Annotated in this window: 21 protein-coding genes and 1 other RNA gene; 12 read left to right on the top strand and 10 right to left on the bottom strand. The window is 39.1% G+C overall.

Annotation, left to right across the window (positions count from 1 at the left end; all coding sequences use genetic code 11):
* Positions 1–37 precede the first annotated feature (37 nt).
* Together E4661_RS04620 and leuB are read left to right on the top strand one after the other, a co-directional pair.
* Positions 38–1,210: a 2-isopropylmalate synthase gene (locus tag E4661_RS04620; protein ID WP_136465651.1), complete on the top strand. Its 1,173-nt coding sequence runs from the start codon at positions 38–40 to the stop codon at positions 1,208–1,210.
* 29 nt (positions 1,211–1,239) lie between these two features.
* Positions 1,240–2,355, top strand: a complete 1,116-nt coding sequence (gene leuB / locus E4661_RS04615) for a 3-isopropylmalate dehydrogenase (protein WP_136465650.1) — start codon at positions 1,240–1,242, stop codon at positions 2,353–2,355.
* Here the strand turns inward: leuB and E4661_RS04610 are convergent.
* Entirely contained in the window at positions 2,348–3,589 is a 1,242-nt protein-coding gene (locus tag E4661_RS04610) for a peroxiredoxin family protein (protein ID WP_136465649.1), read from the bottom strand. The two genes, leuB and E4661_RS04610, sit on opposite strands and share 8 nt — an antisense overlap.
* Before the next feature lie 126 nt (positions 3,590–3,715).
* On the opposite strand from E4661_RS04610, the gene pheT reads away from it, so the two are divergent.
* On the top strand, positions 3,716–6,139 hold the full coding sequence (gene pheT, locus E4661_RS04605; RefSeq protein ID WP_136465648.1) for a phenylalanine--tRNA ligase subunit beta: 2,424 nt from the start codon (positions 3,716–3,718) through the stop codon (positions 6,137–6,139).
* Positions 6,140–6,327: 188 nt separating this feature from the next.
* Here pheT and E4661_RS04600 read toward each other — a convergent pair whose 3' ends face one another.
* Complete coding sequence (locus E4661_RS04600; RefSeq protein ID WP_136465647.1) at positions 6,328–6,870, bottom strand: fasciclin domain-containing protein; 543 nt, start codon at positions 6,868–6,870, stop codon at positions 6,328–6,330.
* A gap of 221 nt (positions 6,871–7,091) precedes the next feature.
* On the opposite strand from E4661_RS04600, the gene E4661_RS04595 reads away from it, so the two are divergent.
* From E4661_RS04595 to E4661_RS04585, 3 genes are all read left to right on the top strand, one after another.
* Positions 7,092–7,811, top strand: a complete 720-nt coding sequence (locus tag E4661_RS04595) for a hypothetical protein (protein WP_136465646.1) — start codon at positions 7,092–7,094, stop codon at positions 7,809–7,811.
* Between the two features lie 374 nt (positions 7,812–8,185).
* Positions 8,186–8,371, top strand: coding sequence for a hypothetical protein (locus E4661_RS04590; protein ID WP_136465645.1), 186 nt, complete (start codon positions 8,186–8,188; stop codon positions 8,369–8,371).
* Positions 8,368–9,714, top strand: a complete 1,347-nt coding sequence (locus tag E4661_RS04585; protein WP_417936346.1) for a BspA family leucine-rich repeat surface protein — start codon at positions 8,368–8,370, stop codon at positions 9,712–9,714. The genes E4661_RS04590 and E4661_RS04585 overlap by 4 nt, the downstream gene beginning before the upstream one ends.
* Before the next feature lie 173 nt (positions 9,715–9,887).
* Here E4661_RS04585 and E4661_RS04580 read toward each other — a convergent pair whose 3' ends face one another.
* Positions 9,888–11,519 carry an ABC-F family ATP-binding cassette domain-containing protein gene (locus E4661_RS04580; RefSeq protein WP_136465643.1) on the bottom strand — a complete coding sequence of 544 codons (1,632 nt, stop codon included), beginning with the start codon at positions 11,517–11,519 and terminating at the stop codon, positions 9,888–9,890.
* Positions 11,520–11,690: 171 nt separating this feature from the next.
* Between E4661_RS04580 and E4661_RS04575 the strand changes: the two genes are divergently transcribed.
* A complete protein-coding gene (locus E4661_RS04575) occupies positions 11,691–13,073 on the top strand; it encodes a TlpA family protein disulfide reductase (protein ID WP_136465642.1) in 1,383 nt (460 codons plus the stop codon).
* Positions 13,074–13,131: 58 nt separating this feature from the next.
* Here the strand turns inward: E4661_RS04575 and fsa are convergent, their stop codons facing one another.
* From fsa to ffs, 7 genes are all read right to left on the bottom strand, one after another.
* The gene (fsa, locus tag E4661_RS04570) at positions 13,132–13,788 is read right to left on the bottom strand and encodes a fructose-6-phosphate aldolase (RefSeq protein WP_136465641.1); all 657 of its coding nucleotides are present in this window, start codon (positions 13,786–13,788) and stop codon (positions 13,132–13,134) included.
* 153 nt (positions 13,789–13,941) lie between these two features.
* On the bottom strand, positions 13,942–14,574 hold the full coding sequence (locus E4661_RS04565) for a hypothetical protein (RefSeq protein WP_136465640.1): 633 nt from the start codon (positions 14,572–14,574) through the stop codon (positions 13,942–13,944).
* A gap of 34 nt (positions 14,575–14,608) precedes the next feature.
* The gene (locus tag E4661_RS04560) at positions 14,609–15,244 is read right to left on the bottom strand and encodes a hypothetical protein (protein ID WP_136465639.1); all 636 of its coding nucleotides are present in this window, start codon (positions 15,242–15,244) and stop codon (positions 14,609–14,611) included.
* Positions 15,177–16,736: a hypothetical protein gene (locus E4661_RS04555; RefSeq protein ID WP_136465638.1), complete on the bottom strand. Its 1,560-nt coding sequence runs from the start codon at positions 16,734–16,736 to the stop codon at positions 15,177–15,179. Before E4661_RS04555 ends, E4661_RS04560 begins: the two co-directional genes overlap by 68 nt.
* Before the next feature lie 301 nt (positions 16,737–17,037).
* Positions 17,038–17,454 carry a hypothetical protein gene (locus tag E4661_RS04550; protein ID WP_136465637.1) on the bottom strand — a complete coding sequence of 139 codons (417 nt, stop codon included), beginning with the start codon at positions 17,452–17,454 and terminating at the stop codon, positions 17,038–17,040.
* Positions 17,455–17,487: 33 nt separating this feature from the next.
* Positions 17,488–18,297 (bottom strand): SDR family oxidoreductase, encoded by an 810-nt coding sequence (locus tag E4661_RS04545; RefSeq protein ID WP_136465636.1) that lies wholly within the window; start codon positions 18,295–18,297, stop codon positions 17,488–17,490.
* A gap of 57 nt (positions 18,298–18,354) precedes the next feature.
* Positions 18,355–18,453: signal recognition particle sRNA small type (ffs, locus tag E4661_RS04540), an RNA gene on the bottom strand.
* A gap of 95 nt (positions 18,454–18,548) precedes the next feature.
* Between ffs and E4661_RS04535 the strand changes: the two genes are divergently transcribed.
* The 5 genes from E4661_RS04535 to E4661_RS19030 all read left to right on the top strand — a co-directional run bounded on the left by E4661_RS04535 (position 18,549) and on the right by E4661_RS19030 (position 22,681).
* The gene (locus tag E4661_RS04535) at positions 18,549–19,598 is read left to right on the top strand and encodes a glutaminyl-peptide cyclotransferase (RefSeq protein ID WP_136465635.1); all 1,050 of its coding nucleotides are present in this window, start codon (positions 18,549–18,551) and stop codon (positions 19,596–19,598) included.
* Positions 19,598–19,993 carry an acyl-CoA thioesterase gene (locus E4661_RS04530; protein WP_136465634.1) on the top strand — a complete coding sequence of 132 codons (396 nt, stop codon included), beginning with the start codon at positions 19,598–19,600 and terminating at the stop codon, positions 19,991–19,993. The genes E4661_RS04535 and E4661_RS04530 overlap by 1 nt, the downstream gene beginning before the upstream one ends.
* Positions 19,990–21,519: a choice-of-anchor Q domain-containing protein gene (locus tag E4661_RS04525; protein WP_136465633.1), complete on the top strand. Its 1,530-nt coding sequence runs from the start codon at positions 19,990–19,992 to the stop codon at positions 21,517–21,519. Before E4661_RS04530 ends, E4661_RS04525 begins: the two co-directional genes overlap by 4 nt.
* 129 nt (positions 21,520–21,648) lie before the next feature.
* A complete protein-coding gene (locus tag E4661_RS04520) occupies positions 21,649–22,383 on the top strand; it encodes a LytR/AlgR family response regulator transcription factor (RefSeq protein WP_136465632.1) in 735 nt (244 codons plus the stop codon).
* 139 nt (positions 22,384–22,522) lie between these two features.
* Complete coding sequence (locus E4661_RS19030; protein ID WP_168796327.1) at positions 22,523–22,681, top strand: hypothetical protein; 159 nt, start codon at positions 22,523–22,525, stop codon at positions 22,679–22,681.
* The last annotated feature ends 269 nt before the right edge of the window (positions 22,682–22,950 follow it).

Below are 22,950 nucleotides of genomic sequence, written 5' to 3'. Positions count from 1 at the left end.
TTATCTTCGTATAGCTTAGATAAAACAGACTAAAATAATGGGTAAAGATAAGGTACAAATTTTTGACACGACACTAAGGGACGGCGAACAGGTCCCTGGGTGCAAATTGGACACCGAGCAAAAATTAATTATTGCTGAGCGATTGGACGAGCTTGGAGTAGATATCATAGAAGCCGGTTTTCCAATTTCAAGTCCTGGAGATTTTAAGTCTGTGCATGAAATCGCCAAATTGGTAAAAAATGCCACTGTTTGTGGATTGACCAGAGCAGTAAAAAAAGATATTGAAGTAGCCGCCGATGCCATTAAAATTGCAAAAAGGCCTCGTATTCATACTGGAATAGGCACATCTGATTCGCACATCAAACACAAATTCAATTCTACCAGAGAAAAAATTATTGAACGCGCTGTTGATGCGGTCGCTTATGCAAAAACATTCGTAGAGGATGTTGAGTTTTATGCAGAAGATGCAGGTAGGACTGATAACGAGTTTTTAGCGCAAGTCTGCGAGGCTGTCATAAAGGCAGGGGCTACTGTATTAAATATCCCTGATACTACAGGATATTGTTTGCCAGAGGAGTATGGCGCCAAAATGAAATACCTTAGGGAAAATGTCAAGGGAATTGACAAAGCTGTTTTGTCTTGCCACTGCCATAACGACCTTGGGTTGGCTACCGCCAACTCCATTTCGGGAGTAATCAATGGTGCCCGGCAAATTGAATGCACCATAAACGGTATTGGTGAAAGAGCAGGAAATACTTCGTTGGAAGAGGTCGTGATGATCTTAAGGCAGCATCCTTACCTGAACCTGGACACTGGAATCAATAGCAAATTGCTTTATGACACCAGCCAAATGGTTTCTCAAAAAATGGGAATGCCCGTGCAGCCCAATAAAGCGATAGTAGGTTCCAATGCATTTGCTCATAGTTCTGGAATCCATCAAGATGGCGTAATCAAACAACGTGAGACTTACGAAATTATCGACCCTAAGGATGTAGGTGTAAGTGAGTCTTCTATTGTTTTGACGGCAAGAAGCGGAAGAGCCGCTTTGGCCTACCGAGCTAAAAATGTTGGCTACGAATTGACGAAGTTACAGCTCGATGTGGTCTATGAAAATTTCTTGAAGTTTGCAGACCGTAAAAAGGAGATTATGGATAATGATATCCATGAGATCATCCAAACAAGTGATGTTTCCATCCAAAGTATGGCGTAAGTGGGCTTTTAAACAATTTTAATACCCGTATGAATCTTAACATTGCTTTACTGCCAGGGGATGGTATTGGACCGGAAGTGCTGGCCCAAGCAGTTAAGTGTCTTGAAGCTGTTGAGGAGACTTTTAATCACAGTTTTAGCTATAAAGAAGCTTCTGTCGGTGCTATTGCCATAAACCGAAAAGGCGCACCTCTACCACAAAGCACCTTGGCCCTTTGCAAAGAGGCAGATGCAGTATTGCTTGGAGCCATCGGTGATTCTAAATCCGATAACAATCCTGACGCCAAACTAAGACCCAAAGAAGGTCTCTTGATGCTCAGAAAGGAGCTGGGTCTCTTTGCAAATATTAGACCGGTAAAAGTTTTTCCTTCCTTAATTAAGAACTCTCCGTTAAAAAAGGAAATTATCGAAGGCACGAACTTCACTATTTATCGTGAGTTGACGGGAGGAATCTATTTTGGTAAAAAGAGTTTGAACGAAGAAGGTACTATTGCCTCTGACCTCTGCGAATACTCCGAAACAGAAATTTCCCGAATTGCGCATTTGGCCTTCAAGGCCGCTAAAAATCGTAATAAAAAACTAACCTTGGTGGATAAGGCCAATGTTTTGGAGTCATCCAGGTTATGGAGAAAGGTTGTAACCCAAATAGGTGAAAGCTATCCAGATGTGACTTTAGAATTTTTATTTGTGGATAACGCCGCAATGCAGATTATTCTGAACCCTTCCCAATTTGATGTGATATTAACGGAAAATATGTTCGGTGATATCATTTCGGATGAGGGCAGTGTTATTGGTGGATCTATTGGTCTATTGGCTTCAGCTTCCGTGGGTGATGAAAATGCCATGTTCGGACCAATCCACGGTTCTTATCACCAAGCTAAAGGAAAGGATATAGCAAATCCAATAGCTTCCATATTATCCGCAGCAATGTTATTGGAGCATTTTGGCCTTTTTGAAGAGGCCATGGCCGTGCGTGAGGCAGTGGATAAATCATTGAAAAAAGGAATTATGACTCCAGACTTGGATTCCAACAGCCAATATGGAACAAATCAAGTAGGAGATTTTATCGCTGAAAATATTGTGGAAAGTGACGACTTCAATATGAACGATGAAAACATCGACCTAGGAAAATCCACCATTATTTAGATGCTTCCTCTGATGAAAGCACCAGCTCTTGGATAGTGTCATCAAACTCTTTTTTAAACTCCTCGTATTTATCCCCCGTTGCTGGACCATTAAATCCGGTATGGATTTTTTTGACCGCACCGTCCCTATCGATATATATAGTTGTAGGATATGACAGCACATGATTTAACATTGGCAATTTTTCATTGGCTTTCTGTTTGCTAGAAGTTCCATATTGTGCCAATAAAACAGGATAGGTTAATTCCTCTCTCTTTTTGAGCCTATTGATACCTTCCAAAGCTTTCTCTTTCGTCTTTGCATATTCAAAGGCAAGCGCAACCAATTCTATATCCAACTCTGGATGCTTTTTTAAGTAATCCACATAAAAACGTGTCTCGTCTAAACAGTTAGGGCACCAGGTACCCATAATTTGAACCAAAACAGGCTTACGTTGAAATCGGTCATCCGACAAACTTACCAGATTGCCATCGGTGTCTGGAAAAGAAAAATTAAAATTATCATATCCTTCTTTTAGGAAAGTCAACGCATCCGCATCTGGAAGCTCAAAGGCTTCGTTACGTTTGGCAACAAATTTTTCCACAGAATGATTTCCAGAATAAAAGACTCCCTGAAGTGTACTATCGGTAATCTTTGCAGTAAACAAAAATGCATGGGCGCCATCAAAAGTTGATAGTTTTAAGGAATCTCCATTTACAATTCCGTCCAAATATCTATAGTCACCGGTTTTGGTCCTAAAAGTTCCCTTTACCCTATTTCCCGTTTGCATAAAAATGCCCATTGCCGGATATTCCCCATCAGTCCCAACATCAAAGTGGGTCTCCCAAATTCCTGATATATCGGTATTTGGCTCTGAAATGGTCTCAAAACGATTTCGGTCACCATGCATTGCACTAAAAGGTACTATGCGCTCTAGGCTCTCTTTGATAAAACTTCCATGAATCTCGTTTTCGGAGAAGGTTCCTGCAATGTACCCTTCAAAAATGGGCATCTTAATGTAAATGGAATCTCCTTTAATGGTTATTTCATCAACCTCCACAATTTCTTCCGCATTGTAAATCTCCATCTGATAATCGTTGCTTGAGCTGTTTACCAATTTGAATGTAAAAGGCAGTATTTCGGTCGTAGAAACCTCCATTTTACCCCACCAATTGCCTGTTGCTAGCTTTACTTCTTCTTTTTTACAGGCCAAAAACAACAAGCACAGAGCCATCAATCCAAATAAAATCCCTTTCATACTTCAAAATATTTTTTCAAATGTCTAAAATATTACGCAAAACTAACACTATTGCCTACAGCTCGTATGATTTACATTGAATCTCTTTCCCTATTGTTATATATTTGTCCACTTTAAAATTGGGTAATGAAGATTTCTTACAACTGGTTAAAGCAATTTTTGCAGATTGATTGGGATTCCCAGAAAACAGGGGAATTACTAACAGATCTTGGTTTGGAAATAGAGGGGATAGATAGCTTTGAATCGGTTAAAGGAGGATTGAAAGGGATTGTCGTAGGCCATGTACTGACTTGCGAGAAACATCCGAATGCAGACAGGCTTAAAGTGACCACAGTGGATATTGGCGGAGAGACCCCATTACAAATTGTGTGCGGAGCACCCAATGTAGAAGCCGGACAAAAAGTACCCGTAGCCACTATCGGCACTACCTTATACACAAAAGAAGGAGAGTCTTGGCAAATAAAAAAAGGCAAGATCAGAGGGGAAGAAAGTCATGGGATGATTTGTGCGGAGGATGAATTGGGCCTAGGCGAAAGTCATGATGGAATTATGGTACTAAGTGAAACATTGGAGCCGGGAACACCATGTGCAGATGTCTTTGAAATTGAAAATGATGACATCTTTGAAATAGGGTTAACGCCCAATCGAGCAGATGCCATGAGCCATTTTGGTGTCGCTAGAGATTTGAAAGCGGGGCTTGAGCAATTGGAAATACAAAAGGGATTGGTTACACCCTCCACCAGTAATTTCTCAATAGACAATAGATCATTGAAAATTGATGTTGAAGTTGAGGATAGCCAATTGGCTCCACGATATTGTGGTGTGACCATAAGTAACCTCATTGTTCAAGAGTCTCCAGATTGGTTAAAAAACAGATTAAAGGCCATAGGCCTTTCCCCTATCAACAATGTTGTAGACGTTACCAATTATGTTCTGCATGAACTTGGACAGCCGTTGCATGCATTTGATGCAACTAAAATAAAGGGCAACAAAATTGAGGTGAAAACATTACCCGAAGGAACCAAATTTACCACTTTAGACGATGTGGAGCGTGAGCTTCATGAAGACGACCTTATGATCTGCGATGCGGAAAAACCTATGTGTATCGCAGGTGTATTCGGTGGAAGTTACTCTGGAGTTACGGAAAACACTTCTTCTATTTTCTTGGAAAGTGCCTACTTTGATCCTATTTCAATCCGTAAAAGTGCCAAAAGGCATGGGTTGAATACCGATGCTTCATTCCGTTTTGAAAGAGGAGTCGATGTCAATATGACGGAATATGCGCTTAAAAGAGCTGCTTTACTTATTAAGGAAATTGCCGGTGGCGATATCACTTCTGAAGTTGTGGACCTCTATCCCAAAAAATTTGAGGAACGTCATGTCTTTCTGACTTTTGACAAAATCAACTCCTTGATAGGACAAGAAATACCTCGGGACAACATCAAAAGAATATTGGCTTCGCTAGAAATAAAAGTGAACAATGTTACAGAATCAGGTCTTGGGCTTACCATCCCCAATTATCGAGTTGATGTAGAGCGCGAGGTCGACGTGATAGAGGAAATCCTCAGGGTATTCGGTTACAACAACATCGACCATAAAGAAAAGCTTACAGCCTCCATAGCACAGTCCTCAAAATTCGAGAACCACAAAATGCAGGATCTAATCGGAAATCTCTTGGTTGGTCAAGGCTTTTTTGAAATTATGACCAATAGCCTTGTAGCTGCTGGTACGCAAAACATTTTGGAATCTGAGGAAAACATGGTGGGCATGATCAACCCTTTGAGTTCGGACTTGTCCGTACTACGTACTTCCATGCTTTTCTCTGGATTACATTCCGTTGCGCACAACCATAACCGACAAAAAACCGATTTAAAATTGTTCGAATTCGGAAAGACATACCATAAAAATGGTACTGAAAGAGCCGAAAGACAACATTTGTCGCTATATGTTTCAGGCAATCGAAATGGAAATAGCTGGAACGCCAATTCCAACCCAACGGACTTTTTCTATGCAAAGGGTATTGTTGATTATATCCTACAGCGTTTGGGAATAACCAATGCTGTCTCTGGACCTTGTAATGAGGATAATATTTTTGCCGAAGGCCTCAACTATGCCATCAACAAAAAAACCGTTGTCTCCTTTGGAGTGGTTCAAAAATCTTTATTGAAAAAATTTGATATTAAGCAAGAAGTATTCTATGCTGATTTTGATTGGGATTTAATCCTCAATTCCATAAGTACACAAAATGTTACTTTCAACGAGATTCCAAAGTTCCCGGAAGTTACACGGGATTTTGCTTTACTATTGGATGAAGGAGCTACTTTTAAACAAGTTCACGATATCGCATGGAGTACAGAGAAGAAGTTGTTGAAAAAAGTAAGCCTGTTCGATGTGTACACAGGAAAAAATCTTCCCAACGGGAAAAAGTCCTATGCAGTAAGCTTTACACTTCTTGATGAAAAGAAGACTTTGACGGATAAACAAATCGATAAAATCATGGCTAAATTGTTGGCCAACTTCCAGAAAGAACTAGGAGCGGAACTTAGGTAGTTCGTGGTGAATTTGGAAATTCCTTGATTCAAAAAAACCGTCAGTTCGAGTTTTTTTCAAAGAAAAAAGTATCGAGAACGAGGTTTTTGTCTTAAAATTCTAATTCTCGATACAATTTTTCAGGAAATAATCCTGAAAAACCACTCGAATTGACGAATTTTTATCCAAATGCCACGGGTTTAAGGGAACTACATTCGCGAGGGTAGAATCACACTATCAATTTCGTGGATTATACCATTCTTTTGATTCATATCAGCAACGGTGATTCGTGCTGTATTTCCGGTTGGGTCTGTTAAAACGATATTTACACCGTCCATATGGGCCACTAACTTTTTTCCTTGAATAGTGGTAAAACTGGCCTTTCCATTCCCTTTGCACATAGCTCGCAAAATTTTGGAGGCCGACAAATGTCCGGCAACAATGTGGTAAGACAGTAACGATTTCAACTTCCTTTTATCCTCCGAATCAATTAAATCTTGGATTTTCTTGTTGGAAAAACGTTCAAAAGCCGCATCCGAGGGTGCAAAAATTGTAAAAGGTCCTGATTCGTTTAAAATAGCCTCCATCTGCGTAGCCTTTACAGCTTCAAAAAGGATTTTATACTTATTGGAATTTGGAGTATTCTCCGCAGTGGATTTCGTATCAGAAATGATTGTTGATTCCTGACCGGAAATCGTCAAGGACAGGGCAAAACATAGGCCAAGTAGGATGGTTTTGAATGGGAACTTCATAGTGTTCAAGTCTTTGGGACTTCTTTTGTTGGTTAAGTGGTTTGTTGCGTTTTTACGTTTAAATGCCAAAAACTTCGATAAGATACATCTTTTTAACAAAAAAACCTTTCGTTTTTTATCTTGAAAATTTATTTAACATTTTGTTAACACACGTATTTTTTTGACTCTAAATTTTAGAGACAGCAATTCGTTAAATTTGAGATGATTATAAGACTTTGAAAATGCTTTGGAAGAAAACAGATATTGAACAGAAACTGTATGATCTTAAGCTTCGGAAGCAGGATGAGGGGGAGATTTTAAAGCAAGTCAACCTTGTTCTGGCTCAACACCCTACCCCACAAATAAATATCGAGAGTACACTAAAGGCCAAAGAAATTGCAACGTCCAACAATTTCAATTTTGACCTTTTAAAAACCGGCTACATATATCATATAGATCAAATAAAACAGATTTGTATTGATTACCGATTGCGATTTTTGGACAGTGGCTATTTTAAAGGTACGATTCCCGAAAGCGCCATTGACAAAATCAAAAAATTGGAGGCGGCCCACAACCTCCAAATAAAAGGCTTTAAAATCATGGCCCCTTCTAAACTGTTCAAACTGGAAGATAAAGATGACCCGCTACTTTTTGCTCCTCTTGGAAATGGTTATTTTTATCTTATCCATAAATGGGGAAACGACCTTCACCCATTACGAAGGGTTCTGGTTTGGCCTTTTAAAAGCATTATCAATTTGATTCTGTTGGTACTCCTGATCAGTTATTTGACCACGATGCTGGTACCGAACGGGCTGTTTTCCAAAAACGACTCATCTGCCGAGTTTTGGATCATCTTCTTCTTTATGTTCAAGTGTATTGCTTCCGTGGTTATTTTTTATGGTTTCGCATTGGGCAAAAACTTTAATCCTGCCATCTGGAATAATAAATATCAAAAAACCTAAGAAAGCGCTGTTTTTCCAATACTAATCTGACAACTGACTTCCAATTTCAGACCTCAGACCTCAGACTTCTGATAACTGTCAACCAAATCCAACAATCCAACCATCTAATAATCCAACACCAAACCTTTGATCCGAAGCCTTTCGGCCATCGTAGCCATGCTACTTTGGTGAAGAAAACCGGCGAAGGACTGACCCTTCACCCTTCGTCTTTCTCCTATAACTTCTGATTTCTGATTTCTGACCACTGCCAACTGAACGGTTCACCGAATTCCCCCATCCGTCAACCCAAACGGGCCATCCGTCAATTGGCACCCCATAACAGAGGGCATATGCTCCACATTTGTACCAATTAATAACCATAAAACGCAATTTCTATGAGAAATGTAAAAGTATGGGTACTGTCCCTTTTACTTATCGGGGCCGTATCCTGTAGCAAAGATGATGGACCTGCCAACAGGGCTCCTGTTGTAGAGGCAAAGACCATTACAGTAGATGAGACCGCAACCGGTCAAATCGGTACGGTAACGGCGAGCGATCCCGATGGGGATGAAATAACATAACCCTTGGTATTTCCACGAACTTCGAAGCACTGTATGAAATCACCGATGCCGGGGTACTGAGCCTGGCGTCAGGCAAGAATCTTGATTCAAAGACCTCGCACACCATAACGGTAACAGCTTTTGACGGGGCACTGTCTGGAGATGGCAAGATCACCATAAACATAAACAATGTGAACAAGGCCCCGGAGATTGCAGCGGACCAAGTGTTCGAGGTCGATGAGAATGTGGAGGGACCTGTGGAGATCGGTGAAGTCGTGGCCACGGACGAAGATGGTGATGCATTGGCCTTTGACATTGAATATGCAGAGACGGATGATGAACTTTTTACTATTGACGAGGTAACCGGTGCATTGAGCCTTGCCGAAGGTGTGTCTCTCGATTATGAGGGTACTCCTACCCATAAGATTACCGTAAGCGTCAGTGACGGAACGGCGGATACTGTAATGGAGGAGGTTACCATAAATGTGATAAATGACACCTCATTGTACGACGACCCCAACTCCTTTGTTACTACTTGGACAACCGATGGCCCAGAGGTAGAGATCCAACTGAACGTCGGGATAGCGGACGCGGATTTGGAGGGACTTACCTTTGATTACATGATTGACTGGGGAGATGGTTCCGAGGTTGAGGAATTGACCACTTCCAAACCTATACATATTTATGAGGAGCCCGGAACCTATACCGTGGCCATTCAAGGACAGTTCCCTGCGTTTAGGGCTTTAGGATATGAAGACTATTTTACCAGTATGGAGCAATGGGGCAACATTCAATGGCAGTATCTGGAAGGGGCATTTACAGTTTGCGATGGTATGGAGTACAATGCCCAGGATAATCCAGACCTGTCTCTGGTTAAGGACTTGAATGTAATGTTCGGTGGTAGTCAGCAGCAGTCTATTGCAATGGCCTTTAACGGCAGTATCAGCGATTGGAACACAGAAAATGTGGAAAGAATAGCCTTTATGTTCAGTAACAACACAACTTTTAACCAGGACATCAGTGGTTGGAAGGTGTCCAACGTAACAGATATGTTTGGCATGTTCGATGGAGCCACAGCCTTTGACCAAAATTTGGGTTCTTGGAACATAAGCAGTGTTACCAATATGACCGATATGTTGAACAATTCCGGGATGTCCCCACAAAACTATGGCGCTACTCTTATAGGTTGGGCCAACCTTCCCATAGATTCTATACCTGAAGATATAACTTTGGGGTCCGAGGGCATGGCTATTTGTTTAGAGGACCTCAACAACGGGCTTACCCCAGCTTTGGACATATTAGATAATCAAAAGAATTGGGAATTTCCTGGGGTAAATGCAGTACCTATAATATGCGGTAATTAACCGAAAAACAATCTATATGTATGCTATAAAAGGAGGGCTTTGCCCTCCTTTTTGTTTGCATCGGTATCATTTCCGTGATTATGAGGCGCTGTCATTCCTTAATGTTTGTCATCTCCGTGAAAACAGGAATGACAGAAAGTATAGGAATAAACGAAACGTTTTTTTACTTTGGACTATGCCACGGGTTGTGCATACATTTTATCCCGCTGCTCTCTGATGGCTTTATCCGACATGTAATCATCAAAAGTCAGGTAACGGTCTATACACCCTTTGGGTGTAATTTCGATAATCCTATTGGCAACCGTATGTACAAACTCATGATCATGGGTGGTCAATAAAACGGTTCCTTTGAAATTTTTAAGAGAATTGTTGAATGCCGTGATACTTTCAAGATCCAAGTGGTTTGTTGGTTCATCTAGCTGCAGAACATTAGCACGAAGCATCATCATTCTGCTCAACATGCAACGCACTTTTTCACCTCCAGAAAGTACCGTACATTTTTTTAGGGCTTCTTCTCCACTAAACAGCATTTTTCCAAGAAAACCACGGATATACACTTCTTCCCGTTCCTCTTCAGTCTTGGCCCATTGACGCAACCAATCCACAAGATTAATATCCTCTGTAAAATACGAAGCATTGTCTGCCGGCAGGTAAGATTGTATAGTAGTAACACCCCATTGATATGTTCCCGAATCCGCTTTTACTTTTCCATTGATAATGTCATAAAACGCAGTAGTTGCTCTTGAATCCTTAGAGATAACAGCAACCTTATCCCCTTTCGCCAAGTTGATGTTCACATCCTGGAACAGTAAATCTCCATCTTCAGATGTTGCTGAGAGTTTTTCAATATTCAAAATTTGGTCACCCGCCTCACGCTCACGTTCAAAGATGATGGCCGGATATCTTCTACTCGATGGCTTTATATCCTCTACCTTCAATTTTTCCAACATCTTCTTCCTCGAAGTAGCTTGCTTACTCTTTGCTACGTTAGCACTAAATCGTTGAATAAATTCTTGAAGTTCTTTGGCTTTTTCTTCAGCCTTCTTGTTCTGCTGGGCTCTTTGACGAGCAGCCAATTGACTACTTTGGTACCAAAAAGTATAGTTTCCGGAGAATAGGTTGATCTTTCCAAAATCAATATCAGCAATGTGGGTACAAACAGCATCCAAAAAGTGTCTGTCGTGTGAAACCACAATTACAGTGTTATCATAGTTTGCCAAAAAGTTTTCCAACCAATTGATGGTTTCATAATCCAAATCGTTGGTAGGTTCATCCATGACCAGGGCATCTGGGTTTCCAAAAAGAGCTTGGGCCAAAAGAACCCTTACCTTTAACTTGGAATCCATATCTCCCATGTTGGTGTAATGTAATTCCTCGGTAATTCCCAAATTGGAAAGTAAGGCAGCGGCATCACTATCGGCGTTCCATCCATTCATCTCTTCAAATTGCACTTGCAACTCCCCTATCTTTTCAGCATTCTCATCGGTATAATCAGCATAAAGCGCGTCTATTTCCTTTTTTATCTTGAAAAGGGGTTTGTTTCCCATAACAACCGTCTCCAAAACCGAGTATTCATCGTAGGCATTATGGTTTTGTTCCAAAATGGACATTCGCTTTCCAGGTTCAAGGTTTACACTACCGGAAGTGGTTTCAATTTGACCCGCCAAAGCCTTCAGAAATGTTGATTTTCCAGCACCATTGGCGCCAATAATACCATAGCAATTGCCCTGGGTAAAGGTTACGTTTACCTCATCGAACAAGACTCTTTTTCCAAATTGGACCGACAGATTGGATACTGATAACATGTAGCTTTAATTTTTGCGCAAAAATAGCTAAAACCCGTTCTTATTTCCAATTTAAATGCACTTTATTAAACTTCACAAAAACAGTGTTTTGCAACATTTAACTAGCCATTAACAAGGTAAGGCTCAGTGTATTCTTAATTTTGTTGGTCAAACAATGAAGGTTCCCTTTATATGATAAGACTTTTACTCGGCCTCTCACTTCTTTCGATTTTGGCATGCTCAACAAAGTCCAAGGAATGCCAAACCGTGTTTTTCGGAGGAGAGATTGTAAATCCTACAAGTGATTATGTCGTACTCTACAAAAACGATAGTTATATCGATTCTGTAAAGCTCGACAAGGGAAATCGTTTTGCTTTCAACCTTCAAGGAATTGACGAGGGTCTTTACCACTTTGACCACAGTCCTGAACTACAATACTTGTATCTTCAAGAAGGTGATAGCATCCTGATTCGTTTAAACACTAAAGAGTTTGATGAGTCATTGGTATTTTCAGGTCAGGGAAGTGAAATCAATAATTTTTTGATTGAGATGTTTTTGGCCCATGAAGATGAGAAACCTCTTATCTATGAGTATTATGGGTTGAAACCAAATGAGTTCGTGATGAAAATGGACTCCCTTAAAGCTGTAAAAACCAATCACCTTATAGACCTTTCTACAGACAATCAATTATCGGAGAAGGTCATATCCGTTGCCAAGGCCTCCATAGAATATGAGGACTTAATCCATAGAGAAAAATATCCCTTCAAACATAAATGGAAAAAAGGAGCTAATAAGATTCCTGAACTCTCGAATTCTTTCTATGAGTATAGAAAATCGATTGACTTTAACGATGCCAATTTAACTTATTTTAAGCCTTATATCGATTTTCTAAAATATCATTTTGGCAATGTGGCATATGAGACTTGTATGAAAAACTGTACAGCTCAAGAAAAGCCAACTTTTGATTATTTGCATTTTAACAGGCATACCCTAAAGTTGGTGGACAGCATTGTTCAAGAAAACGATTTAAGAGATATTCTTTTTAGAAATATTGCAATGGAATATTTATTGAAAGAACATACACCGAGCAAACAATGTGAGTCTTTTATTCGAAAATTCCAGTCTTTATCAACAAATGATAAACACGAGGAAGAAATATTACAACTATACGGCAATATCAAGAAATTGCAATCCAAAAACAATCTCCCCGAATTATTTGTAACCAATAGTGATGGACAAAAGATTTCTTTAAAAGATATAAGCAGAAAGAAGAACGCTGTTTTCTATTTTTGGTCGGCAGTTCAAAAAAGCGATATAAAACATACTGTTAAACGGGTAAGTAAACTTCAAAAAAAATATCCTGACCATAAATTTGTGGGTATCGGCCTTAAAACATCATCAAAGCAATGGATGGAGTTGATAGAAGAATATGGTATGCAGAAAGAGAATCAATTTTATGCTGAAAATTTTAAGGAAATACAAACAAAATTGGTTATTGATAATCGATACAAATGTATTATTTCCAAAGATACTTTAGTAGTCGACGCATTTGCCAATTTATATACCTCTCTATAAAAAAGCCCTGAAAGTCTAATTTTCAGGGCCCTCTATTTGTTCAAATGCTGTTTTTAGGTCAGGAATTTCCTTTTCTATAATCCGCCAAGAATTTTTCCAATCCAATATCGGTAAGTGGATGCTTTAGCAATCCTGTAATGGATGACAAAGGACCTGTCATTACATCTGCTCCAATTTTTGCACAATCGATTACATGCATGGTATGGCGTATGGATGCAGCCAAAATTTGAGTCTCAAAAGCATAATTGTCATAAATCTGACGGATTTCTGCGATAAGATTCAATCCATCGGTAGAGATATCATCCAATCTTCCCAAAAAAGGAGAAACATAGGTTGCTCCTGCTTTGGCCGCCAAAAGTGCCTGACCTGCCGAAAACACCAAGGTGCAATTAGTTCTAATCCCATTATCGGAGAAGTACTTTAACGCTTTTACCCCGTCTTTGATCATTGGTACCTTTACCACAATCTGCTCATGTAGTTTGGCCAGCTCCTCCCCTTCTTTTACCATGGCATCAAACTCAGTGGAAACTACCTCTGCCGAAACATCGCCTTCAACAATATTGCAGATGTCCACGTAATGTTTTAAAATATTTTCCGTTCCTGTAATTCCCTCCTTGGCCATTAATGAAGGGTTGGTGGTAACTCCATCCAAAACTCCCAATTGTTGAGCCTCGGCAATTTGGTCAAGATTGGCCGTATCAATAAAAAATTTCATGTTCCTTGTGCTGTTTTTAAATAGTAATAGAATTCGTTGCGAATTTACAACAATAAAAAACCACTCTTCTATTATTTGAAAAAAATGAACAAATTGCTCTTGACTGAGTCTTTAAGAAAATGTCGGCCTTTGTTATAAACCCATATTAGTAGATTAACGCTTTTTTGACGTTAATCCTCTCATGAACCATTTTAAGTTGTCCATGCTATAATTCAATTTGCCATCAATTAAAAATACAGGATATAGAAAAGTCTCTGCATCGGGGTTCTGTATCCTTAAAAGCTCAAATAACACTTTTTCATAATGTGGAATTTTCGTAACATTTAAAAACTTATACCGGATATTCTTTCTATCCAAGGCTTCTTTTGCATACATCGACCTCGTACATCCTTCTTTGTAAAACAAAATAGGTTGGCCAGTACGCACCTCTAGATGCTTAAACAACTCTTTTTTAATAGTTTCATTTTGACGAACAATTTCCTCTTTGGTAGGTACTGACCTATAGCTAAAACTGGTTTCATAGCTCCAAGGCTTTTCTTTGACAAATGAAAGGGCTATCATATGAATAGAATCATTTGCAGGAACAAGCTTTGTAACTGGTTGCTTATATCCCAACAAACCTTGAGCAGAGATAGTAAGAGTAACTTCCTGACGGAGGTCGCTGTGATTGATTATATAAAAAGCCAAGGTTTCATCAATTTGATGGATCGATACATCCACATCGGCATTTTGCCCACAAACAAATGAGCAATACAACAGCATAAATTGGCAAACAACGTATCTCATAGCTGATTTTAAATAAGTCATTTTTGCATTCTAGCTACATATTTACTTCTTTTAAAATTATTTCTTTCTCAATCCTGTAATCATTATTATCAATTGTTGAAAAAATAATCACACCATATCTGTAATTAAACCGCCCAAAAGCCTTATAATGGTATACTAGAAAACGATTTTCTCCTATCGAAACTGGCATGGAAAATTTATGATAATCATCCCATTTGGGAAACTCGGTTATCAGTTCAATTCTATCGTCTACTAATGGTGCATCATGAAAACCATCTTCTGGAAAACTATTGATAATCTCCTTTATCTTCTTTTTCGATAAATATTTTTGAAGGTAGCCGTTTTCCTCCAAATCACCCAGCAACGCATCCTTTGCAAACAAATTTGCGTATTGCCTATGCAATAAGAGCTTTACTTCTTTAATTACCTTATAATACTTAGTACTGTCCTCTTTGGTCAATTGACCGCTCTTAACTCTCGATTCAATAATTTCAGCCCTCCATTTTGGAACGATAGTATCCTGAAAAATAATATCTCTTACTAATTTATAGTAAATAGTGTTATTTAGTCGTTCTTGACCGTGAGCAGTACATGCTATAAAGTTAGTTACACTTAGTGCCAACAGACAGGATTTCAAAACCAGTTGTCTCATAATCAATGATATCTTCATAAGTTTCTTTTAAATCACTATCCATAACTGTCCAAGCAACTGAATCTTCCAAACCTACCCATGCCAATGCCAATGCCTGACTACTATCGATTTGGTAGCCCTTACTCTTTGCAAAATTACTAATATATCCCGCCATAGTATCCACAAGTCCAGACATAATCTCATGTTGTGTATAAGCTAAATTATCGGGAGGCATTACACCATTGGAGTTTTGAGCAACAGCTTTTGACCATTGGTCAGCCAAAATAGATAAATCAACATTCGGATTGCTTGGAGCAATCCCCTTTCTATCTAGTTGGTAGTACATAAGGGCATGCATATTTTCATGTATTACAACGGAAAAAATTGATACATCCGTACCCTTTTTCAAAAAGTCAGAGTCCAACCAAATTGTAATGTTGTCAATTTTACCGTTTCTTAATGATACATTTGTCTGACCTAGAGTTTGGTGATTATTATTGGTTGGCAAATCCTTTTGTTTGTAGATAAGGTCGAAATTACTATCGTCATTCCCAAATGCCTTTTTCATATCCTTGGTCAAGCTATTATCAGCAATATTTGCATTATTTACTATTCTAGCTGCACACGGATTAGTAATTTGGTTATCGATTTTTTCCGTTACATTTACGACTATCGAAACTGTTCCTTTAGGACAAGGATTGTTGTCTTTGCCAGATATTGAGCCTACGGTAGTTTTTTGCCATCCTGGGTCGGAGGTTCTTGCCATAAGTTTGACCTCGCCACCATAAACAGTAGCTCGCTTTCCCTTGCGCTTACTCCCATAAATAGGCGTAAAGGAAATACGTGGGCGACCATAACTCACACTGGAACCACTTGTACTTCCACTTCCAGAAGTGGAAGAACCCCCATTTGAACCAGAAGGGGCATTGCCAGAAGAACTAGAATTAGGAGCATTGGCAGTCCTAGTTTTCGGTTGAACAACATCAGGGAAACAAATCACAGGTTTAGTATTTTTGGCATTAAACCCTGTGGCATCAGCAAACTGCTCTAAAGAATATATATTTATTGTACCATCAAAATAATTTTCATCATCCAATGAAAAATTGGATGCTTCTCCGCTATTAAAATTATATTCTATTACAAAGGGGGTGATTGGGTTTCCATCTGTTCTTTTGGTTACGATGAGATTGTACAAAGTTTTCTGAGACGGTTTATCCGAATGTATAACAACTGCATAACTTTCATTGTTGACCGAATCTCTCAGTTTTAAAATATCTTCCTCGTCTATCCAGTATTTAGAATCCCCTTTCTCCGAATATGACCTTGCCAATTTCGATTTCCCCGAAACACTGTTCAGCGCTTCCGATAGTTCGGGAATTGAATTGAAATCGACTTCCTCAACAAGAACGTTGGATTGTTCTGTTTCTTGAACAGTTTCTAACTCCAAGGATTCTTCTTTTTCACAGGAATAGAAGAACACGAACAAAACAATAAAGGATAACGCAAATTTTAGAAAAGAATGTTTTTTCATAAGTAGGAATTTAAGATTTAACAGTTAATAAATGTCAGGGGACTAGCTGCTAAAATAACCACTTGCGTTCAAACGGGATTGTAGGAAAACCTTAAAAATTCTATGGGTTTTCTGTGATCTATGAAGTAGAAATGTGCATAAGCTTAATATGTACAAAGGACAAGTAGTCCTAATCTCTATAAATTAAGATGTTAATCAACAATAAGGCTATTATAGGAAACGTATTTTGTTTTTCTTACAGTCTTTAAGTCTACTTCCACAATAAATAACCTATGCTAAGTTCCTTTGATTAAAACACTTCTTAATCAACAACCTGAATCATGAACTCGCGAACTGTGGAATCCGAACAGGTAGGGCTTCCATCGTATCCGTCATAATCATAAGATTCTACAAAGAGTTCCACTCTAAACCTAAAGGTACCCTGTTCTTCGGGAATTCCAAAAAACTCCACGGATCTTCGGTCAATATCATAGGAAATTCCTGGAGGTAGTTCCCCAAAAACATCAAATTCATAGAAGTAATCATTGTCATTGACCTCATTGCTGATTTCAGCAGTAACCCTATCGAAATATCTTTCACCAACAAACCCAATCTCCAAAGGCTTGTCATGAAGTTCTGGATTAATGTTGAAAACACACTCGTAAATCTCGTCGCAGCCCTGAAAAAGAAAAGTTATGGCCGCTATTAAAATGATAGTAATACTGTTCTTTGGTTTCATGTTTTCAATGCAATCAAAAAACATGCCATCACCTTAAAGCTTGTAATGGTCGAGCAAAAGCTTCTCGTATAATTTACTTGGTAGAACCTTCTTTAGAAGAAGTGAAATCTTTTGCATAAAAGCACCTACGGGATAATGTACTTTCGGTTTTTTGGTTTGAATGATGGAGTAGACTTTTTTGGCCACTTCTATCGGGTCACCACCCGAATCCACATGCTCATTCATCAAATCCAAGCTGCTTTGATAAACAATTTCATAAGCCGAACCCTTGGTCACAGGAACATGGTAACGTCCGGAAGCAATGTTGGTTGCAAAATCTCCCGGGGCAAGATTAGTGATCTTAATTCCAAAACTTTTAGTTTCCATTCTGAGCGCTTCTGTAATTAGGCCCAAAGCTCCTTTTGTCGCGGAATAATACCCTCGAAACGGCAAGCCCATGTAACCCGCAATGGAGGTTATATTGATTATCAACCCTCCTCCCTGCTTCCGCATTTGCGGCAACACGGCTTTCATCATGCGCACAGGTCCATGCAGATTGGTATCAAAAACATTCAACACTTCTTCATGCGGAGTTTCTTCTATAGGCCCCGTAATACCCATCCCGGCATTATTGATTAAAACATCCAACCTTCCTTCCTTGGAAATGACCAAGTCTACAGCTGTTTTAACAGTCTCAGGCAGTTTTACATCCAAAGTAATTAAGTTAAAAACATCAAAATCAGGATACTTTTCAAGACTTCGGGTAGTGCCGTATACCGTAAATCCTTTGGAAGTCAAATAGGTTCCAATGGATTTTCCTATTCCAGAAGAACCACCAGTGATCAATACAACTTTTTTATCCATTTATCTGGTTTACAATTGTTTTGAAAGATACGTGATCAGGAGAATTTAGAGCACAAAAAAAGGCAAGCTACCTACATCGCACCGCTACGACCGCATACCCTTGCTGCGTTCCCACCCTGGGGGATTTTGCAGGAGCTGGTCGTGTAGGACTTGCCAAGGGCAAATATACGACCTTTTAAATTTGCTGCAATCCTATTTCATTCTTAATTTCGATGACAATGCTGTTAAAGATGACATACGCACATAAAACTATGGTCAAGATACTTTCATCCCTATGCCTGCTTGTTTTTTTCCTAGGATGCGGCGGCAATGCCGATCCTTCAAAACTTTTTTCCATTGAATTAGAAGGAAAACAGAGTAAATTTCAACAAAACCAAGAAGTTGGAGTTGCCATTAAAAACAAAAAAAACATCGAAATTGAAGCTATTATCTATTCCATCGATGGTAAAACCCTTCCCCTTTCCAACGGGAAAATCAAATTAGATATGCCCACCTTAGGGAATAAAAATTTGGTAGCCAAAATCAATTTGGGAGAAGAATCCGTGGAAATCACAAAAAAAATAAGGCTTTTATCGGCCAAGGCCCCCGAAGTCTATACCTATGACATCATAAACACCTATCCGCACGATACAAAAGCGTACACGCAAGGGTTGGAATTTCATAATGGTATCCTATATGAAAGCACGGGCAAAAAAGGAGCTTCCACAGTACGGAAGGTGAATTTTAAAACCGGGGAAATCTTACAGAAAATTGATTTGGACAATTCGGTCTTTGGAGAGGGAATCACGTTGATGAACGATAAACTCTATAATCTGACCTGGCGCTCTGGTATTGGATACGTATTCAATCCCTCCAATCTAGAAAAAATCAAGAATTTCAGTTATGGCAATAGCCGTGAGGGTTGGGGACTTTGTAACGACGGCTCCAAGTTGTATAAAAGTGATGGTACTGAAAAAATCTGGTTTTTGAACCCCGAGACCCTTGAAGAACAGGGATATATTGAAACTGTGACCAACAAATCCATTTTCAATAAGGCCAATGAACTGGAATATGTGGATGGAAAAATCTATGCCAATGTGTATCAAAAGGAAAGTATGATGATCATCGATGCCACGTCTGGGGCCATTGAAGGTGTTATCAACTTCGGAGGATTGAAAGGTAAAGTCAAAAAAGGGCCAGAATGGGATGAGAATAATTCTGTATTGAACGGTGTGGCCTACCACAAAGAACGGGGAACGTTTTTTGTGACGGGCAAAAACTGGGACAAACTCTTTGAAGTCAACATCCGTAAGAAAAATTAATGCAAACCTATTCACGGATCTTTCCTGTTCAGCAAAACGACCTTGACGAACTTAACCATGTCAATAATATCAGGTATGTTGAATGGATTCAAGAAGTTTCCAAAGAACACTGGGTTCAAGCCACCTCCCCAGAGATACGGGAACAACTCATCTGGGTTGTGAAAAATCACAATATCACCTATAATAAGTCCGCTGTATTGGACGACACACTTCAAATATCAACCTACATTGCTGAGAGCAAAGGGCCCATATCTAAGAGAGTTGTGGAAATAAAGAACAATAAAACTGGCGATTTATTGGTTAAAGGAATAACGGAATGGTGTCTGCTCGATGCAAAAACGTTTAGACCTAAGCGCATTCCAGAAACCATACAACAATTGTTCAACAAAACATGAATTCTTTTCTAAAGCCCTTTGCCGTAATTGCCATCTTGGTCGTTTTAGGTTTATGGAGTTCTTGCCGAAAAGATTTTGACTATGCTCCCAGTACGGGCAACCTTCAATTTTCAAAGGATACTGTTTTTCTGGATACCATCTTCACCAATATTGGAAGCGCAACCTATACCTTAAAGGTATTTAATCGCAGTAATGAAGACTTATTGATTCCATTTATAGGGCTGGAAACAGGTCAGACAAGCAGTTATCGACTTAATGTGGATGGCCAATCAGGAAAGGAATTTACAGACATTCCCATCTTGGCAAAGGATAGTTTGTTTGTCTTTATAGAAACCACTTTTGATGTTTCACAAGTTCCTGAAAATGAATTTCTCTACACAGAAAGTCTTTTGTTCGGCACTAGTGGTAGTCAACAAAAAGTTGAACTTGTCACTTTGGTGAAAGATGCCGTTTTTTTATATCCTGCTACTCTTTCCAACGGCACCAAGGAAACCCTTGTGTTGGGTTTGGATGAAAATGGAAATGAAATACGAATCGAAGGCTTTTTCTTGGAAGCAGATGAGTTGCTATTCACCAATGAAAAACCTTACGTGATTTATGGTTATGCTTCCGTTCCAAATGGCAATACCCTAACTATTGACGCCGGCGCAAGGATACATTTTCATAAAGATTCAGGTCTGTTGGTCGGGTCCGGAGCTTCATTGCTCATTAATGGATTACTGAGCGAAGACCAAGAACTTCTTGAAAATGAGGTCATTTTTGAAGGTGACCGTCTAGAGCCCGCTTATAGCGACATTCCAGGGCAATGGGGAACGGTCTGGCTTCGTGAAGGCAGTATCAACAACCAAATGGAACATCTTACTATTAAAAATGCCACTGTGGGGCTAAGAGTTGAAGGAGATGGTATACTCAGTGAACCTACATTGGTTTTAAAAAATTCGCAAATACTAAACAGTCAGAGCTTTAATTTGTGGGCGACAACCTCGTACATCAATGCCCAGAATTCCGTTTTGGGTAGCAGTGGAAACAGTGCTTTCTTTGCTAGTCAAGGGGGCAAATACAGTTTTGTGCACTGCACCTTGGCTAATTATTGGAATGATACACCCCGTAACTGGCCTACATTGATTATGGATAATGCTCTTGAAACACCTCTGGAACAGGCCGACTTTATAAACTGTATTATAGAAGGAACACTGCCATTGGAATTGTCCCTACTGGAAAACCAAAATATTGGATTCAACTTTTTGTTTCAAAACTGTCTTTTAAAGTTCAATGATACCGGCAACGAATTTGAGAACAATCCGCTCTATGATTTTTCCGACGTAAGTAAGTACCAAAATATCTTATTAAATCAGGATCCCGATTTTAAAGATCCTTTTCAAGGTCAGTTTGAAATTGGCCCGAATTCTGCAGCCATTGATGCAGCAAATTCGAACATAAACCCTCCTATTCCTATAGACCTTTTAGGGAATGAACGAAATACCGACCCTGACATTGGTGCGTACGAAATTGTTAAGGAAAACTAGTTTTTCTTTAAATTTTATGAGAAAAATCATATAAACTTCCTGATTTTGAGGGAAATCCGTAGTTTTTTTAAGGGAAATCTGCAATCGGTTTTTTTTGGTCGTTAGTATCTTGCACCCAGTACTTTACCTATGGATTACACTTATGCCATAATTGATTCATGCGCTACCTCAAAGCTCCAATTACAACTTCACATGGAGGAGTATGGGGATTTTAACTGTGTAGGAAACGCAAGGAGTTCCCAAGAGGGCATGAACACCATTTTAAAGTTTATCCCCGACCTAGTCTTGATCAACCTTAATGAAAATAGCATGGAGCATTTTCAGATGGTGACCGAGCTTAACCAGTTTATACCTTCATTACCTATAATAGTAGGATATTCCACTTCCAAAAAGTATGCGTACAATGCCATTAAAAGTGGTTTCTTTGATTATTGGATTTTACCACATACCGAGTTCGATGTTAGAAAAACCATTATGCGGTTGCGCAAATTGTTTCCCAAAACAAACACTCCATCCACCATTTGCCTAAAATCGTATAGCGATTATCGGTATTTGGACACCAGTGAAATCCTGTATTTGAAATCGGACAACAACGCCACGGACTTTTTTATGGCTAATGGTACTGTGGTAAGTGCTTTCAAAACGCTTAAGTCTTTTGAGAAAAAATTGCCTAAATCCTTTGTGCGGGTGCACCAAAGCTACATTATAAATAGCAGGTATGTATCGGGCATCAACTATGGTAAGTGCACTTGTACCCTTCGTAACGATAAGGAAGAGGAACTTCCATTTACCAAGACCTACAAGAACAAGGTAGATGACCTAAAGCAAATACTCTCCAAAACGGCAATAGAGACCCTTAATTAGATCAATTCTTGCAGATTACAGCAAAATTCTAGCACATTTCATGTAATTGCTAAAAACTTTGCATACCCTTAGCGCTCTCATTAACGTCTAAATATCTTGTGGTAGTTAACCGAAATATCTAATCAAAACACACACAATTATGAGAAAGACGTTAAGCATTTTGGCCATTGCAGTATTTACCCTAGGATTGTTTTCTTGCGAATCAGAAACAAGTGTTGCAGAAACTGAAAACTTATTTGAGACCTTAGATCCAGATGCCAATACTGGAAATAGTAAAAGTGATGATGACAGAAATTAATCTTCGTCTTGAATATTTCATAGCTCAAGATGAATACACCAACCTCTATAATTACTTATTTAATTGTCAGTCTATTCATATTGTCATGCGGTAATAACGATGCCAAAAAAAGTCCTTTGACTTCAAAAGCTATGACAACTTTTAAAATAGATGCAACAAATTTTGACCAAAACAGTGCAAACAATTTGGTTACAAAGAATTATTTTTCAACTATGCAGTCCGTAGTTGATGATGACAGAAAATTATAACCTAAACTGGTACAAACATGG

Source organism: Flagellimonas onchidii (genome assembly GCF_004804315.1).
GTDB classification, from domain to species: Bacteria; Bacteroidota; Bacteroidia; order Flavobacteriales; family Flavobacteriaceae; genus Flagellimonas; species Flagellimonas onchidii.
This window is presented reverse-complemented; position numbering and strand designations above follow the sequence as displayed.